Genomic DNA, 14,411 nt, shown 5'->3' with positions numbered 1-14,411 from the left:
TTCAGGTGAGCCAGATTGGATCAACTGAGTGACTACGCTCTAAAAAACGCACTTAACTTGCATTAGGTTCACATAAATTCACCCTTAAACGGTATGCTGAGCGCAGAAACCACGCGTGAGAATTGTGATGACCGATGCGAATGAAGCCAGAAACCGGCTGTTAAACGGCTGGCAGCTGTCGAAAATGTACACTTTTGAAGTGGCCGCCCGGCATGAGTCCTTCGCGCTGGCCGCGGAGGAGCTTTCGCTCAGCCCCAGCGCGGTGAGCCACCGCATTAATCTGCTGGAAGAGGAGCTGGGTATTCAGCTGTTCGTCCGCTCGCACCGTAAGGTTGAGCTGACGCAGGAGGGGAAGCGCGTTTACTGGACCCTTAAATCCTCCCTCGATACCCTGAATCAGGAGATCCTGGACATCAAAAACCAGGCGCTCTCCGGTACGCTAACGGTGTACTCCCGGCCATCGATTGCGCAGTGCTGGCTGGTTCCCATGCTGGGAGATTTTACCCGCCGCTATCCGTCGATTTCACTCACCGTCCTGACCGGAAATGATTACGTCAATATGCAGCGAACGGGCATCGATCTGGCGCTCTATTTCGACGATACGCCGGCAAACCACCTTTCCCATCACTTCCTGATGGATGAGGAGATTTTGCCCGTTTGTTCACCCGCGTACGCCCGCGAACATCAACTGGTTAAAAACCCCCATAACCTCAGCCACTGTACGTTGCTTCATGACCGTCAGGCCTGGAGCAATGATTCCGGTACGGATGAATGGCTAAGCTGGGCGCAGCATTTTGCGATAAATATGCCGCCATCGTCGGGGATTGGTTTTGATCGTTCTGATTTAGCGATTATTGCGGCCATCAATGATGTGGGGGTAGCGATGGGCAGAAAGCGGCTGGTGCAGAAACGGCTCGAGAAGGGAGAGTTGATTGCACCGTTTGGTGAAAAGACCCTCAAATGCCATCAGCATTACTATATCTCAACGCTTCCGGGCCGCCAGTGGCCGAAAATTGACGCCTTTATTAGCTGGCTGAGAGAACGGGCAAGGTGAAGAATTATTACGCTTTGACGCTACACCAAATGTGAAAAAGCGTGCTAAATACAGGTAATGCTTTCGATTTATCCAGGGTAAACCGTGTTAAAGCCTTTTATTGCCTCTGCGTTACTGATCTCTTCCGGCTGGGCGATTGCCGCTGAGCCGGCGATGACGGCTGCCCGCTATGCTCAGCAGCTGGGTGTGGGGATGGATGTAGACTGGGCGCGTACCGAGCGCGGTATACGTGAATTTGACCCGCTGGTGGTACGCGATTTTCGTGCAAAAGGCATTAGCCATGTGCGCATCCGCGTCGCCGATGAGCCGACGGAAGCGCGGCTCATCCATCTGCGCAAGCTGGTAGAAGCCTGCGAGCAATATGGTGTCATCCCGATTATTGCTTATCAGGCAGATGAATATAAAAACGACCCGAAAGCCGATAATGAGAAAGAGACAATCAACTGGTGGATTGCCGTCGCCCACTATTTCGGCCAGAGCTACCCGCAGTTGGGTTTTGACCTGATTTACGAGCCCGCCGACAAGCTCAACCACAACCTCGCGTCGTTAAATCGCGTGTATGAAAAAACCATAAAAGCGATCCATGACATTGACCCGCAGCGCATGATTTTCATCGCACCGCGCCTGCGCGCCGCGCCGGAGGATTTAACCAGCCTGAAGCTGCCTGCGCACAGCCAGAACTTCCTGCTGGCGGAGTGGCATATTTTCCCGTGGGGGCCGCTGAAAAATAACGGTAAATACCCGTGGACGTCCGGCACGGCGGCAGAGAAAGCGGCTATCCATAATCGCATCAATACCGCGCTGCGCTGGCAGCAAAAAACCGGGCACGTCAGCTGGGTCGGAGGCTGGGGCGTGGGGGAGTCAAACCACCTCACGCCAACCGCTTCGCAAATGGCCTTCGCCACCTTTATGGCCTGCGAGCTGCAAAAGGCGAAAATTCCGTATGCGCTTAACGCGGATTTCCAGTTTTACGACGGGGAAGAGGGCGCCTGGCGACCTGCGCCAGAGCCGTTATTACAGGCGATGATTGCTCCCGTCTGTGAAAAAACCGGCGACAAGCCGGGCCATCATGCGGTTAAACCGGCTGCTCGTGATGCGGGACACGCGACGCCAGCGGCAGCCAGCACAGTAAAATCAGCAGCCCCATCAGCGTCATCAGCAAACCCAAACTAGCCTGCCCGGTCTGCGGCATCATGGCCGAGAGCCAGGCCAGCGCGCCGGAGCCGATGTTTTGCAAACCGCCCACCAGCGCGCCCGCCGTGCCCGCGAGGAACGGGAACGGCTCCATCGCGCCGCTGGTGGCGAGCGGGAACAGCATCCCCGCGCCGAAGAAGAACAGCGCCGCCGGGATCAGCAGCGTCCAGACGGTCATCACGCCAAACAGCCCCGGGATCCACATCATCAGTCCCGCCAGCAGACAGCTAATCACTGCCTGCCACATCAGGGTGGAGAAACGCTTGTTCTGACGTCCGGCAAACCAGGCGCCGAAGAACGCCGCCGGGATAGGCAGAATAAACAGAATACTCACCACCATGCTGCTCAGGCCAAGCCCAGCGCCCAGCAGCACGCCGGAGCAGGCTTCGAACACCGCTATGCCTGCCAGGCCGCCGATCAGCATCAGCAGGTAACAGGTAAACGCACCGTTGCCGAACAGCGTTTTGTAGCTGGCGATAAGCTTCGTGCGCGGCGCGTCCTGCGGGCGCGTTTCCGGCATCCACCGTGCCATGCTGAAGGTCACTATCACGCAGAGCACCAGCAGGAAGGCGTAACAGGCGCGCCAGGACCACATTGTGTCCAGCAGGCCGCCAATCAGCGGTGCCAGCAGCGGGCTGACCAGAATCCCCATATTCAACAGGCTGTTGGCATGGCGGAGCTGGGTGCCCTGGTACATATCGCGCGGTAAGGTTCGCGCCATCACCCCGCCGACGCCGGTTCCGACGCCTTGCAGGGCGCTGGTGGCAATCAATACGGTCAGGCTATGGGTGGTGATGGCAATCACCGTCGCCACCATGAATATGCTCATGCCGACCAGGATCACCGGGCGACGCCCGACGCGGTCGGACAGCGGGCCATAGACGAGTTGTGAAACGCCGTAGGTTAGCAGGTAGGCGGCCATTACGCTTTGTACCGCGCCCTCGCGGACGTTTAATTCCTTTGCCATGTCGGCGATCGCCGGAATGTAGATGGTTTGCGCCATCTGACCGACGGCCACCAGTAACACCAGCATCAACAATAAGTTAACGTTCCTTTGTTTTTTCATGTCGCTGAATACTTTTGCCAAAAGAGAAAAATGAAGAATAAGTGACTGCGCATTCCCATAAATGCGCGAGGAATCTACCACAGTGAGATGACAATTTAATCATTGTGATGGTGAATGGATGAACGTCAGAAGGCAGGATTTGTAAACAAAAACGGCAACTAATGTTGCCAGTGATTTATGCGAGGCGCAGGAGAATAGCGCCGCCTGCAATACCCAGCGCCGCAGCGATGCGCAGGCCCGCAACCTTCTCTTTTAAAATCACAAAGGCAATCAGCGCCCCGAAAAGAATCGAGGTTTCACGCAGCGCCGCGACTACGGCCAGCGGTGCCTGCGTCATCGCCCACAGTGCCAGGCCATACGAGCCCATGGTGCCGACGCCGCCGAGCAGCCCCTTTTTCCAGTGCAGACGCAGGTAGCCAAAGGCTTCACGCCGACGCGCCACCATCGCCCAGCTCAGCAGGCAAAAACCGTTCATAAAGAAGGTCCACAGCGTGTAGCCCAGCGCAGTGCCCGAGAGCCGCACCCCGGTGCCGTCCACCAGCGTATATCCGGCGATAAAACAGGCGTTCAGTAGCGCCAGCCAGATCCCTTTTCGGGACTGCATGCGCCCGTTCATCGCCATCGCCAGAATCGACAGGCAGATCACTCCGATGCCGGACCAGGCCAGCCAGGAGAGACGATCGCCAAGTGCCAGGACGCTGATCAGCGCCACCAGCAGCGGGGCGGTGCCGCGCATCAGCGGGTAGGTTTGACTCATATCGGAGACCTGATAGGTCTTCGCCACCAGCACGGTGTACACCACCTGTAAGGCGCAGGAGACGATTAAAAACGGCCAGCTTGCAGCAGAAGGCTGTGGAGAGAAGGGGAGCAACACCAGCGCAATAAGCGTAGCGGAGCCGCTGACGCTTATCGCAGAATAGAGCTTGTCCGTTCCGGCCTTAACGATAGCGTTCCAGCTGGCATGCAGCAGCGCGGCAAACAGCAAAATGCAGAATACGGTGATGGTCATGGCGTATCGGGTGGTGAATTGTCACTCAACTGTAACATTCACGTCCTGATGCTGCCAGCCGGTTACACCGCACAAAACAGGCGGTGCGTCACCCGCGGCTCATCCGAGACCAGCGTGAAACCCGCCCGGCGGTAGAACCCATACGCGGTATCCGGCGCGTGGGTATTCAGGAAATCAAACCAGATGCTGGCATCGGCCATCACTACGGTTAAAAGCTGTTTGCCGATGCCCAACCCGCGACACTTCTCGCTAACATAGAGATGGCGAATGCGCCCGGCGCGCGGTTGCTGGCTGAAGGGATCGCGGTTGAGACCGCATACGCCTACCAGCTTGCCGTTAAGAAACGCCCCCAGCAGCTTTTCGCCCGGCGCGTTAAAGCGGTTTTCACCCCGCTGCCAGTTCTCTTCCAGCCTGCGCAGCATGTTGAAATTCAATGCGATACTTTCCGCCTTCAGGGCGATATAGCCCGGTTCATCAGGCGTAACAGGCTCAATTAACAGACGCGACATAGCATTCCCTCGTTATTAAAGAGGGGCGGTTGCCCGCCCCTCTCAGGTGCGACTTGAACCTGACTTACCGAACGTATTTCAGGACAGCATCAAGCAGTTGCAATACTGCAACAATGAGTTTGAGGATAAGTATCACCATATCCACGATGCCCATACGCGTCTCCTTTTGGTAAAAAGGAGCACGATGCTGGCGTACCTTTCCGCCGCCTGTTGCCAGCACCTGGATTGACGTAACACAGTGTGCTCACTTCAGGGGTTAAGGCACTGACGGCACCACCCGTTTCAGCCAGGACTTCATTGCGCCGGTAGAACTGCGGCCCCCTCGCTCACTGCGAACACCCTCAGTATAGATAAATACTGTATGCATGAACAGTATTTTTTGGACAAAAATCGAAAGGCGACCCATACTCAAAAACGTCAAAATCCGTGCCGGAATTGCGCGTTCGTCCTCGATCGCGTATACTTTTTGCGTTGACGTAACACAGTGTGTTCTGCGGCGACCAACCGCAAAACCCTGATAAAAACCTCGCTCCGGCGGGGTTTTTTGTTTTCTGGCTGCGTCCAAAGCAAGTCCGTCGTTGACCAATTGGCAATATGTGATATTGTTGCCATAATGGCAACGGACGCGGCAGGTATGCAGTATGCATTTAATCTCAATGAAGGCAATTTTGGATGCGGTGATCCAGTTTCCGCAACACAGAGAGGAGCTTCTCTTTCTGGGGCGAACCATCGAAAAGAGCCATTGCCCGACGCCTGTTGCGCTAAGAAAAATCTTTCCAACGCTAGATAATTTGAAGTATCTCGATAAGCATTATGTTATTGATATTGCTAACAACAACCTCAGAGTAGTGGCTCTCATATTCTTTGAAAGCCAAAAGTTTTATGTGCGCCATGTTTTTACTCATAAGGAATATGACCGTTTTACGGAGAAACATCGCACTAAGGGGAAGAAATGATGATCGTAGCTGATGCAATGAAAGCAACGCATGCCCTTGTCGCGGCGGTTCCTTTATTGGGTGAACATCCAAACGAGAAAGATTACCAGGACGCACTTGAGCTGGTTGAGTATTTACTGATGAACGAACCTGGCAGCCCTTTGCTGGATATCGTATGTGCAAGAATTCGTCGTTACGAAGCCAATCGGCCCGAAATTGTCGCCTTACGCCAGGAGATGGAATCTGTCCCAGTGGGCATTGCCGTTTTAAGAACCCTTATGGATCAATACAAACTGACTATTTCGGATTTTCAGGATGAAATTGGCAGTAAATCAATGGTTTCAAGGGTGTTGAACGGTCAACGTCAGCTGACGTTGAACCATATAAAAAAACTGGCTGCTCGCTTTGGGGTATCGCCTGCGCTGTTCATTGAATGAAATACTCACGTCCGACTACTGTTTTCATCACCCAACAAACGAAACGTGATCCCTGACTCATTTTTGCGCAGATGAAAATATTTCCATTGTCACGCCCGAAAACCTGTGTTTGTATAAATTCAATCAATGATTCCAAACACAGGTTCCTAATGACTCCATCTCTGTTCACCTCGACCCTACTAAAAACTGCGCAACCAGCCGCAGTGGTCGTCGTGCGTGTGGTGGTGGTCGTCGGCAATGCGCCGTAGGGACTGGATCAACACACGAATCCAAAACCCCGCCGGCGCAAACCGGGCGGGGTTTTTCGTTTAGGACCCTCCCCGGAAGGCTGGCTCAGAAGAAAAGGACTGGAGCATGGCAAGTTCGGGCACAACATCTACTAAGACGCGTTTTACGGGCGCGCAGCTGATCGTTCATTTGCTGGAACGACAGGGCATCACCACGGTTGCGGGCATCCCGGGCGGCACGGTGCTGCCGCTGTACGATGCGTTAAGCCAAAGCACAAAAATCCGCCACGTGCTGGCTCGCCACGAGCAGGGCGCGGGCTTTATCGCGCAGGGCATGGCGCGTACCCAGGGGAAACCGGCGGTTTGTATGGCGTGTAGCGGGCCGGGGGCAACCAACCTGGTAACGGCCATCGCCGACGCGCGCCTCGACTCCATTCCGCTGATCTGCATTACCGGCCAGGTGCCGTCTTCGATGATCGGTACCGATGCGTTCCAGGAAGTGGATACCTACGGCATCTCTATCCCCATCACCAAACATAACTATTTAGTTCGCGATATCAGCGAGCTTCCTCAGGTTATCAGCGATGCGTTTCGCATTGCGCAGTCTGGCCGCCCGGGCCCGGTGTGGATAGACATTCCTAAGGATGTCCAGACCGCAGAGATCGAGATTGACGTGCTGCCAGAGCCGGGCGACCGTGCCCCCGCGCCGGAATTCAGTGCTGAGAGCGTGCGTGACGCCGCGGCGATGATTAATGCCGCCAAACGCCCGGTGCTCTATCTGGGCGGTGGGGCGATTAACGCCGCGAATGAAATCCGCCAGTTCGCTGAAAAAGCCAGCCTGCCCACCACTATGACCCTGATGGCGCTCGGCATGCTGCCTAAAGCGCACCCGCTCTCTCTTGGCATGCTGGGCATGCACGGCGCGCGCAGCACCAACTACATCCTGCAAGAAGCGGATTTGCTGATTGTAATGGGCGCGCGTTTTGATGACCGGGCGATTGGCAAAACCGAGCAGTTCTGCCCGAACGCCAAAATCATTCATGTGGACATCGACCGCGCCGAGCTGGGTAAAATTAAGCAGCCGCACGTGGCCATTCAGGGCGACGTGGCTGAAGTGCTGGCGCAGCTGATCCCGCAGACGGACGCAGCCGACCGTGCCGACTGGCGTCAGCTGGTCGCCGATTTGCAAAAAGAGTTCCCGGGCGCCATCCCGACCGAGGGCGATCCGCTGAGCCACTATGGTCTTATCAACGCTGTGGCCGCCTGCGTGGACGACAGCGCGATTATTACCACCGACGTGGGCCAGCATCAGATGTGGACCGCCCAGGCCTACCCGCTGAACCGTCCGCGCCAGTGGCTGACCTCCGGTGGCCTCGGCACTATGGGCTTTGGCCTGCCTGCTGCCGTGGGTGCGGCGCTGGCGAATCCGGACCGCAAAGTCATCTGCTTCTCCGGTGACGGCAGCCTGATGATGAACATTCAGGAAATGGCGACCGCGGCTGAAAACCAGTTAGACGTCAAAATCATTCTGATGAACAACGAGGCGCTGGGGCTGGTACACCAGCAGCAGAGCCTGTTCTACAAGCAGGGCGTATTTGCCGCGACCTATCCGGGAATGATTAACTTTATGCAGATTGCTGCCGGTTTTGGCCTTCACACCTGCGATCTGAACGCCGAAGAGGATGCCCACGCGGCGCTGCAGGCGGCGATTTCGCGCCCCGGCCCGGCGCTGATCCACGTGCGTATCGATCCTGAACAAAAAGTGTATCCGATGGTGCCGCCGGGTGCGGCAAATACTGAGATGGTGGGGGAATAAACCATGCAGAAACAACATGATAACGTCATTCTGGAACTCACCGTCCGCAACCATCCTGGCGTCATGACCCACGTCTGCGGGCTGTTTGCCCGCCGGGCGTTTAACGTGGAAGGCATTCTCTGTCTGCCGATTCAGGGCAGCGAGCACAGCCGCATCTGGCTACTGGTCAACGATGACCAGCGTCTGGAGCAGATGATGGCGCAGATCGACAAGCTGGAAGATGTCACCAAAGTGGCGCGCAACCAGTCCGATCCCACCATGTTTAACAAAATTGCGGTGTTTTTCGAGTAGATCGCTTAAGGTAAGCGTCTTTCGCTCTTGTAGGCCGGATAAGCGCAGCGCCATCCGGCGTTTTCAGACCGCAGGATCAAACATGACCACCATCGCGCTTATCGACGACCACCTTATCGTCCGCTCCGGCTTTGCCCAGCTTCTCAACCTCGAACCCGATTTTCAGGTCGTGGCCGAGTTTGGCTCCGGTCGTGAGGCGCTGGCGGGCCTGCCGGGGCGCGGAGTGCAGGTCTGTATCTGCGATATCTCAATGCCGGATCTCTCCGGTCTGGAGCTGTTAAGCCAGCTGCCGAAAGGGATGGCGACGATCATGCTCTCGGTCCACGACAGCCCGGCGCTGGTCGAGCAGGCGCTCAACGCGGGCGCACGCGGGTTCCTCTCAAAACGCTGTAGCCCGGACGAGCTGATCGCCGCCGTGCGTACCGTCTCCACCGGCGGCTGCTATTTAACACCGGATATCGCCATTAAGCTGGCGGCCGGACGTCAGGATCCGCTCACTAAACGCGAACGTCAGGTTGCAGAGAAACTCGCACAGGGAATGTCGGTGAAAGAGATTGCGGCCGAGCTGGACCTGTCGCCAAAAACCGTCCACGTTCACCGCGCCAATCTGATGGAAAAACTCAACGTCAGCAACGATGTCGAGCTGGCGCGCCGCATGTTTGATAGCTGGCAATGAACCCGCTGTTTTCGCGGCTGATCGCCGTCGTCGCCAGCTTTTTTATCTTTTCTGCCGCATGGTTCTGCCTGTGGAGCATCAGCCTGCATCTGGTGGAGCGGCCCGAGCTGGCGGTATTGCTGTTCCCCTTCGGCCTGCGTCTGGGGTTGATGCTGCAATGTCCCCGCGGCTACTGGCCCGTTTTGCTGGGCGCAGAGTGGCTGATGCTGGTCTGGCTGGCGCAGGAAGTTGCGCTCACGCAGCTGCCATTATTGATGACCGGAAGCCTGCTCACGCTTATCCCGGTTGCGCTCATTTCCCGTTATCGTCACCAGCGTGACTGGCGCACGCTGCTGCGTCAGGGGGCGGCGCTGATTGCCGCCGCGCTGCTGCAATCGCTGCCGTGGGCTGGCGACAAGGAGATGCTCAACGCCCTGCTGCTGACCCTCACCGGCGGGCTGACCCTTGCGCCGACCTGTCTGGTTTTCTGGCACTACCTCACCAGCACCGTCTGGCAGCCGCTGGGGCCTGCGCTGGTCTCCCAGCCCGTCAACTGGCGCGCCCGGCATCTCATCTGGTATCTGCTGCTGTTTGTGGTGAGCTTGTGGCTACAGCTCGGCCTGCCCGCAGAGCTTTCACGCTTCACACCGTTTTGTCTGGCGCTGCCGATCATCGCCCTCGCTTGGCACTACGGCTGGCAGGGCGCCTTAATTGCCACGCTGATGAACGCCATCGCGCTCATTGCCAGCCAGACCTGGCACGACCATCCGGTGGACCTGCTGCTTTCCCTGCTGGCTCAAAGCCTGACCGGGCTGCTGCTGGGGGCGGGGATCCAGCGTCTGCGCGAGCTGAACCAGTCTCTGCAAAACGAGCTGGCGCGTAATCGCCGTCTGGCGGAGCGTCTGCTGGAGACGGAAGAGAGCGTGCGGCAGGAGGTCGCCCGTGAGCTGCATGATGACATCGGCCAGACCATCACCGCCATCCGCACCCAGGCGGGCATTGTCCAGCGTCTGGCGGCGGAAAATGCCGGTGTGAAGCAGGGCGGGGCGCATATCGAACAGCTTTCGCTGGGGGTTTATGACGCCGTTCGCCGCTTGCTGGGACGGCTGCGTCCGCGCCAGCTTGACGACCTGTCACTTGAGCAGGCGATACGCTCCCTGATGCGCGAGATGGAGCTGGAAAGCCGCGGCATTGTCAGCCATCTCGACTGGCGAATTAATGAATCTGCGCTGAGTGAAGGCCAGCGCGTGACGCTGTTCCGCGTCTGTCAGGAAGGGCTGAATAATATCGTCAAACACGCCAATGCCAGCGCGGTCACCATTCAGGGCGGCCAGCATAACGATCGCCTGACGCTGGTGATTGAAGACGACGGCTGCGGCCTGCCGCCGGGCTCCGGCCAGCAGGGTTTTGGCCTGGCGGGCATGCGCGAGCGCGTGAAGGCGCTGGGTGGCACGCTGGCTATCTCCTGTACCCACGGGACGCGCGTTAGCGTCAGCCTGCCGCTAAGGAACCACCATGTTTAAAATGCCTGCCAACGCCTCACCGCTAGGCGACAAAGCGGAAATTGACGCGCGCTACCGCTACTGGCGTCGCCATATCCTGATGACCATCTGGCTTGGCTATGCGCTGTTTTACTTTACCCGCAAAAGCTTTAACGCCGCCGCGCCGGAAATCCTCGCCAGCGGCGTGATGACGCGTACCGATATCGGCCTGCTGGCGACGCTGTTTTACATCACCTACGGCCTGTCGAAGTTCTTCTCCGGCATCGTCAGCGACCGCTCCAACGCGCGCTACTTTATGGGCGTCGGGCTGATTGCCACCGGCGTGGTAAATATCCTGTTCGGCTTCTCCACCTCGCTGTGGGCCTTTGCCCTGCTGTGGGCGCTGAACGCTTTTTTCCAGGGCTGGGGAGCGCCGGTTTGTGCCCGCCTGCTCACCGCCTGGTACTCGCGCAACGAGCGCGGCGGCTGGTGGGCAATCTGGAACACCGCGCATAACGTCGGCGGGGCGCTGATCCCGATGGTGGTCGGTGCGGCGGCGCTGCACTACGGCTGGCGCGCAGGGATGATGATTGCCGGGGGCCTGGCGATTGTTGCCGGGCTGTTCCTCTGCTGGCGCCTGCGCGACAAGCCGCAAACCGTTGGACTGCCTGCGGTGGGCGACTGGCGGCACGACGAGATGGAGATTGCCCAACAGCAGGAAGGGGCGGGGCTGACCCGCAAAGAGATCCTGACCAAATACGTGCTGAAAAATCCCTACATCTGGCTACTCTCGCTCTGTTACGTGCTGGTTTACGTGGTACGTGCGGCGATCAACGACTGGGGCAATCTGTACATGTCGGAGACGCTCGGGGTGGATCTGGTCACCGCCAACTCGGCGGTCACGATGTTCGAGCTGGGCGGATTTATCGGCGCGCTGGTGGCAGGCTGGGGCTCGGACAAGCTGTTTAACGGCAACCGAGGCCCGATGAACCTGATCTTCGCCGCCGGGATATTGCTCTCCGTCGGCTCGCTGTGGCTGATGCCGTTCGCCAGCTACGTGATGCAGGCGGCATGCTTCTTCACCATCGGCTTCTTCGTGTTTGGCCCGCAGATGCTGATCGGCATGGCGGCGGCGGAGTGCTCGCACAAAGAGGCGGCGGGTGCGGCGACGGGGTTTGTCGGGCTGTTTGCCTATCTTGGCGCATCGCTCTCCGGCTGGCCCCTGGCGCGGGTGATCGACACCTGGCACTGGAGCGGTTTCTTCGCGGTCATCGCCATCGCGGCGGGGATCTCTGCCCTGCTGCTGCTGCCCTTCCTGCACGCGCAGGCCCCGCGCGAAGCGTGACACACTTCACCTTTTACTGCCGAGTGGCGCAAAACTAAGAAATTTTCCCGGTTTTACCTGGACGCTGTCTCAGGCATCTCTCCCGGCTGATTTTTACAATGCCTGCCATTCGCAGGTAAAAATCAGCTCAGGAGCAAACCATGCTGGCCTTCCTCAATCAGGTGCGCAAGCCGACCCTGGATCTGCCGCTCGACGTGCGGCGCAAAATGTGGTTCAAACCGTTCATGCAGTCGTATCTGGTGGTCTTCATCGGCTACCTGACCATGTACCTGATCCGCAAAAACTTTAACATTGCGCAGAACGACATGATCTCGACCTACGGGCTGAGCATGACGCAGCTGGGGATGATTGGCCTGGGATTCTCCATCACCTACGGGGTGGGGAAAACGGTGGTTTCCTACTATGCGGACGGTAAAAATACCAAGCAGTTCCTGCCGTTTATGCTGATTCTCTCCGCCATCTGTATGCTCGGCTTCAGCGCCAGCATGGGCGCAGGCTCCGTGAGCCTGTTCCTGATGATCGCTTTCTATGCCCTGAGTGGTTTCTTCCAGAGTACCGGCGGATCGTGCAGCTACTCCACCATCACCAAATGGACCCCGCGCCGTAAGCGTGGTTCGTACCTCGGCATGTGGAACATCTCGCATAACCTCGGCGGTGCGGGCGCGGCAGGCGTGGCGCTGTTCGGCGCGAACTATCTGTTCGATGGCCACGTGATCGGCATGTTTATCTTCCCGTCGATTATCGCCCTGATTGTCGGCTTTATCGGCCTGCGCTTCGGCAGCGATTCCCCGGAATCTTACGGCCTCGGCAAAGCCGAAGAGCTGTTCGGCGAGGAGATCAGCGAAGAGGACAAAGAGACCGAAAAAAACGAGATGACCAAATGGCAGATCTTTGTTGAGTACGTGCTGAAAAACAAAGTGATCTGGCTGTTGTGCTTCTCAAACATCTTCCTGTACGTGGTGCGTATCGGCATCGACCAGTGGTCGACGGTGTATGCCTTCCAGGAGCTGAAGCTTTCTAAAGAAGTCGCGATTCAGGGCTTCACCCTGTTTGAAGTGGGCGCGCTGGTCGGCACGCTGCTGTGGGGCTGGCTCTCGGATCTCGCCAATGGCCGCCGCGCGCTGGTGGCCTGCGTCGCGCTGGCGCTGATTATCGCCACGCTCGGCGTCTACCAGCACGCCAGCAACCAGTATGTTTACCTGGCTTCCCTGTTTGCGCTCGGCTTCCTGGTATTTGGTCCACAGCTGCTGATTGGCGTGGCGGCGGTCGGCTTTGTACCGAAAAAAGCGATCGGCGCAGCCGATGGGATTAAAGGCACCTTCGCTTACCTGATCGGCGACAGCTTCGCCAAGCTGGGGCTGGGGATGATTGCCGACGGTACGCCAATTTTCGGCCTCACCGGCTGGGCAGGCACCTTTGCGGCGCTGGATGCGGCAGCCATTGGCTGTATCGTTCTGATGGCGATGGTTGCGGTGCTGGAAGAACGTAAAATTCGTCGCGAAAGGCGAGTGCAGAAATTGAAAACAGCCTGAGTGTGCAGGTAACTTCTTTGCCCGGCTGACCGTCGGGCTTTTTTCCCTTCCCGCTACTCCTCAGAAAAAGATTACGGCTCATTTTTCCACTCCACCAGCAGTCGGTCGCCAGAGGACCGGTTGTAATACGGTGTTTTCTGGAGCGTTCATAATCTGACTTCTTAATATGGTTAAAAAATGCCTGGTCAATATCTCAAAAAGAGATCGACCAGGCGTAAACATGACCTGGATTGAACTTTTATAGCCGCACCGGGCATAGGCTGGGGGGAGATAGGCGCACTAAAAAGAAGAACATGAATTGAGTTTTCAAGCCAACCGCTAGCCAGAACACAACCCGGTGTTTGACTATTACAACGTTCTCAAGGAAAAAATTAACATGGCTATACCAGCTTACTTATGGCTTAAGGATGACGGTGGAGCATTAATCAAAGGCGGAGTTGATGTTCAGCACAGAGAATGCAGCATTGAGGTAAAGGGGTTCCATCATAACCTCATGATTCCAAATGATAACGCCACCGGCAAAATAACCGGTACGCGCATACATTCCCCTATGTTAATCATTAAAGAATTCGATTGCTCAAGCCCATATCTCTATAAAGCGGTAGCGACAGGGCAAAGCCTGGTCTCTGCTGAGATAAAATGGTACAGGATTAACTACTCCGGCCTGGAAGAAGAATACTTTACTATGCTGCTCGAAGGCGTCAGGGTCGTTTCTATCTCGCCCGCGATGGCACCAGGCGATAACCCTAACGAAAACCATATGGAAACGGTTGAACTACGTTACGAGAAAATCACCTGGAAGCATAACGACGGGAACATCATCTTTAGCGATGCCTGGAACGAGCGCCAGTCAGCGTAAA

Annotated in this window: 16 protein-coding genes; 12 read left to right on the top strand and 4 right to left on the bottom strand. The window is 57.1% G+C overall.

Translation table 11 applies throughout. The features are described from left to right. Positions 1 to 127: 127 nt before the first annotated feature. A complete protein-coding gene (gene dsdC / locus O1723_RS21375; protein WP_014881923.1) occupies positions 128 to 1,054 on the top strand; it encodes a DNA-binding transcriptional regulator DsdC in 927 nt (308 codons plus the stop codon). 84 nt (positions 1,055 to 1,138) lie between these two features. Further along, a complete protein-coding gene (locus tag O1723_RS21370) occupies positions 1,139 to 2,227 on the top strand; it encodes a cellulase family glycosylhydrolase (RefSeq protein WP_014881924.1) in 1,089 nt (362 codons plus the stop codon). Here O1723_RS21370 and emrD read toward each other — a convergent pair. The 4 genes from emrD to tisB form a co-directional block, all read right to left on the bottom strand. Next, positions 2,130 to 3,314, bottom strand: coding sequence for a multidrug efflux MFS transporter EmrD (gene emrD / locus O1723_RS21365; RefSeq protein WP_014881925.1), 1,185 nt, complete (start codon positions 3,312 to 3,314; stop codon positions 2,130 to 2,132). The genes O1723_RS21370 and emrD overlap by 98 nt on opposite strands. Before the next feature lie 175 nt (positions 3,315 to 3,489). After that, positions 3,490 to 4,323: an EamA family transporter gene (locus O1723_RS21360; protein WP_014881926.1), complete on the bottom strand. Its 834-nt coding sequence runs from the start codon at positions 4,321 to 4,323 to the stop codon at positions 3,490 to 3,492. A gap of 62 nt (positions 4,324 to 4,385) precedes the next feature. Then, positions 4,386 to 4,832 (bottom strand): GNAT family N-acetyltransferase, encoded by a 447-nt coding sequence (locus O1723_RS21355; RefSeq protein ID WP_014881927.1) that lies wholly within the window; start codon positions 4,830 to 4,832, stop codon positions 4,386 to 4,388. Between the two features lie 64 nt (positions 4,833 to 4,896). Further along, positions 4,897 to 4,986 carry a type I toxin-antitoxin system toxin TisB gene (tisB, locus tag O1723_RS21350; RefSeq protein WP_023331685.1) on the bottom strand — a complete coding sequence of 30 codons (90 nt, stop codon included), beginning with the start codon at positions 4,984 to 4,986 and terminating at the stop codon, positions 4,897 to 4,899. A gap of 487 nt (positions 4,987 to 5,473) precedes the next feature. Between tisB and O1723_RS21345 the strand changes: the two genes are divergently transcribed. From O1723_RS21345 to O1723_RS21300, 10 genes are all read left to right on the top strand, one after another. Next, on the top strand, positions 5,474 to 5,788 hold the full coding sequence (locus O1723_RS21345) for a type II toxin-antitoxin system HigB family toxin (protein WP_014881928.1): 315 nt from the start codon (positions 5,474 to 5,476) through the stop codon (positions 5,786 to 5,788). Then, positions 5,785 to 6,204 (top strand): helix-turn-helix domain-containing protein, encoded by a 420-nt coding sequence (locus O1723_RS21340; protein WP_023331687.1) that lies wholly within the window; start codon positions 5,785 to 5,787, stop codon positions 6,202 to 6,204. The genes O1723_RS21345 and O1723_RS21340 overlap by 4 nt, the downstream gene beginning before the upstream one ends. A 149-nt stretch (positions 6,205 to 6,353) precedes the next feature. After that, positions 6,354 to 6,452 carry an ilvB operon leader peptide IvbL gene (gene ivbL, locus O1723_RS21335; RefSeq protein ID WP_023331688.1) on the top strand — a complete coding sequence of 33 codons (99 nt, stop codon included), beginning with the start codon at positions 6,354 to 6,356 and terminating at the stop codon, positions 6,450 to 6,452. A 106-nt stretch (positions 6,453 to 6,558) separates the two neighbouring features. Further along, positions 6,559 to 8,247 (top strand): acetolactate synthase large subunit, encoded by a 1,689-nt coding sequence (ilvB, locus tag O1723_RS21330; RefSeq protein ID WP_014881930.1) that lies wholly within the window; start codon positions 6,559 to 6,561, stop codon positions 8,245 to 8,247. A gap of 3 nt (positions 8,248 to 8,250) precedes the next feature. Next, a complete protein-coding gene (ilvN, locus tag O1723_RS21325) occupies positions 8,251 to 8,538 on the top strand; it encodes an acetolactate synthase small subunit (RefSeq protein ID WP_010426528.1) in 288 nt (95 codons plus the stop codon). 82 nt (positions 8,539 to 8,620) lie between these two features. Beyond that, positions 8,621 to 9,214 carry a response regulator transcription factor UhpA gene (gene uhpA, locus O1723_RS21320; RefSeq protein ID WP_014881931.1) on the top strand — a complete coding sequence of 198 codons (594 nt, stop codon included), beginning with the start codon at positions 8,621 to 8,623 and terminating at the stop codon, positions 9,212 to 9,214. Then, complete coding sequence (gene uhpB, locus O1723_RS21315) at positions 9,211 to 10,716, top strand: signal transduction histidine-protein kinase/phosphatase UhpB (protein ID WP_014881932.1); 1,506 nt, start codon at positions 9,211 to 9,213, stop codon at positions 10,714 to 10,716. The genes uhpA and uhpB overlap by 4 nt, the downstream gene beginning before the upstream one ends. Further along, positions 10,709 to 12,019, top strand: coding sequence for an MFS transporter (gene uhpC / locus O1723_RS21310; protein WP_014881933.1), 1,311 nt, complete (start codon positions 10,709 to 10,711; stop codon positions 12,017 to 12,019). Before uhpB ends, uhpC begins: the two co-directional genes overlap by 8 nt. Positions 12,020 to 12,159: 140 nt before the next feature. Continuing rightward, positions 12,160 to 13,551, top strand: coding sequence for a hexose-6-phosphate:phosphate antiporter (gene uhpT / locus O1723_RS21305; RefSeq protein WP_014881934.1), 1,392 nt, complete (start codon positions 12,160 to 12,162; stop codon positions 13,549 to 13,551). Positions 13,552 to 13,927: 376 nt separating this feature from the next. Continuing rightward, positions 13,928 to 14,410, top strand: coding sequence for an Hcp family type VI secretion system effector (locus O1723_RS21300; RefSeq protein WP_014881935.1), 483 nt, complete (start codon positions 13,928 to 13,930; stop codon positions 14,408 to 14,410). The last annotated feature ends 1 nt before the right edge of the window (position 14,411 follow it).

The sequence above is a fragment of the Enterobacter cloacae complex sp. HYC080_NIDB genome, assembly GCF_056673325.1.
Note: the sequence above shows the minus strand (reverse complement) of the source record. Positions and strands in the feature narration are given on the sequence as shown.

Bases quoted from the DNA above. Each gene is read 5' to 3' on its own strand.
- tisB (WP_023331685.1), bottom strand. From the start codon at position 4,986: ATGGGCATCGTGGATATGGTGATACTTATCCTCAAACTCATTGTTGCA.
- ilvB (WP_014881930.1), top strand. From the start codon at position 6,559: ATGGCAAGTTCGGGCACAACATCTACTAAGACGCGTTTTACGGGCGCG.
- dsdC (WP_014881923.1), top strand. From the start codon at position 128: ATGACCGATGCGAATGAAGCCAGAAACCGGCTGTTAAACGGCTGGCAG.
- emrD (WP_014881925.1), bottom strand. From the start codon at position 3,314: ATGAAAAAACAAAGGAACGTTAACTTATTGTTGATGCTGGTGTTACTG.
- O1723_RS21345 (WP_014881928.1), top strand. From the start codon at position 5,474: ATGCATTTAATCTCAATGAAGGCAATTTTGGATGCGGTGATCCAGTTT.
- uhpT (WP_014881934.1), top strand. From the start codon at position 12,160: ATGCTGGCCTTCCTCAATCAGGTGCGCAAGCCGACCCTGGATCTGCCG.
- ilvN (WP_010426528.1), top strand. From the start codon at position 8,251: ATGCAGAAACAACATGATAACGTCATTCTGGAACTCACCGTCCGCAAC.
- O1723_RS21340 (WP_023331687.1), top strand. From the start codon at position 5,785: ATGATGATCGTAGCTGATGCAATGAAAGCAACGCATGCCCTTGTCGCG.
- ivbL (WP_023331688.1), top strand. From the start codon at position 6,354: ATGACTCCATCTCTGTTCACCTCGACCCTACTAAAAACTGCGCAACCA.
- uhpA (WP_014881931.1), top strand. From the start codon at position 8,621: ATGACCACCATCGCGCTTATCGACGACCACCTTATCGTCCGCTCCGGC.
- O1723_RS21360 (WP_014881926.1), bottom strand. From the start codon at position 4,323: ATGACCATCACCGTATTCTGCATTTTGCTGTTTGCCGCGCTGCTGCAT.
- O1723_RS21355 (WP_014881927.1), bottom strand. From the start codon at position 4,832: ATGTCGCGTCTGTTAATTGAGCCTGTTACGCCTGATGAACCGGGCTAT.
- uhpB (WP_014881932.1), top strand. From the start codon at position 9,211: ATGAACCCGCTGTTTTCGCGGCTGATCGCCGTCGTCGCCAGCTTTTTT.
- uhpC (WP_014881933.1), top strand. From the start codon at position 10,709: ATGTTTAAAATGCCTGCCAACGCCTCACCGCTAGGCGACAAAGCGGAA.
- O1723_RS21300 (WP_014881935.1), top strand. From the start codon at position 13,928: ATGGCTATACCAGCTTACTTATGGCTTAAGGATGACGGTGGAGCATTA.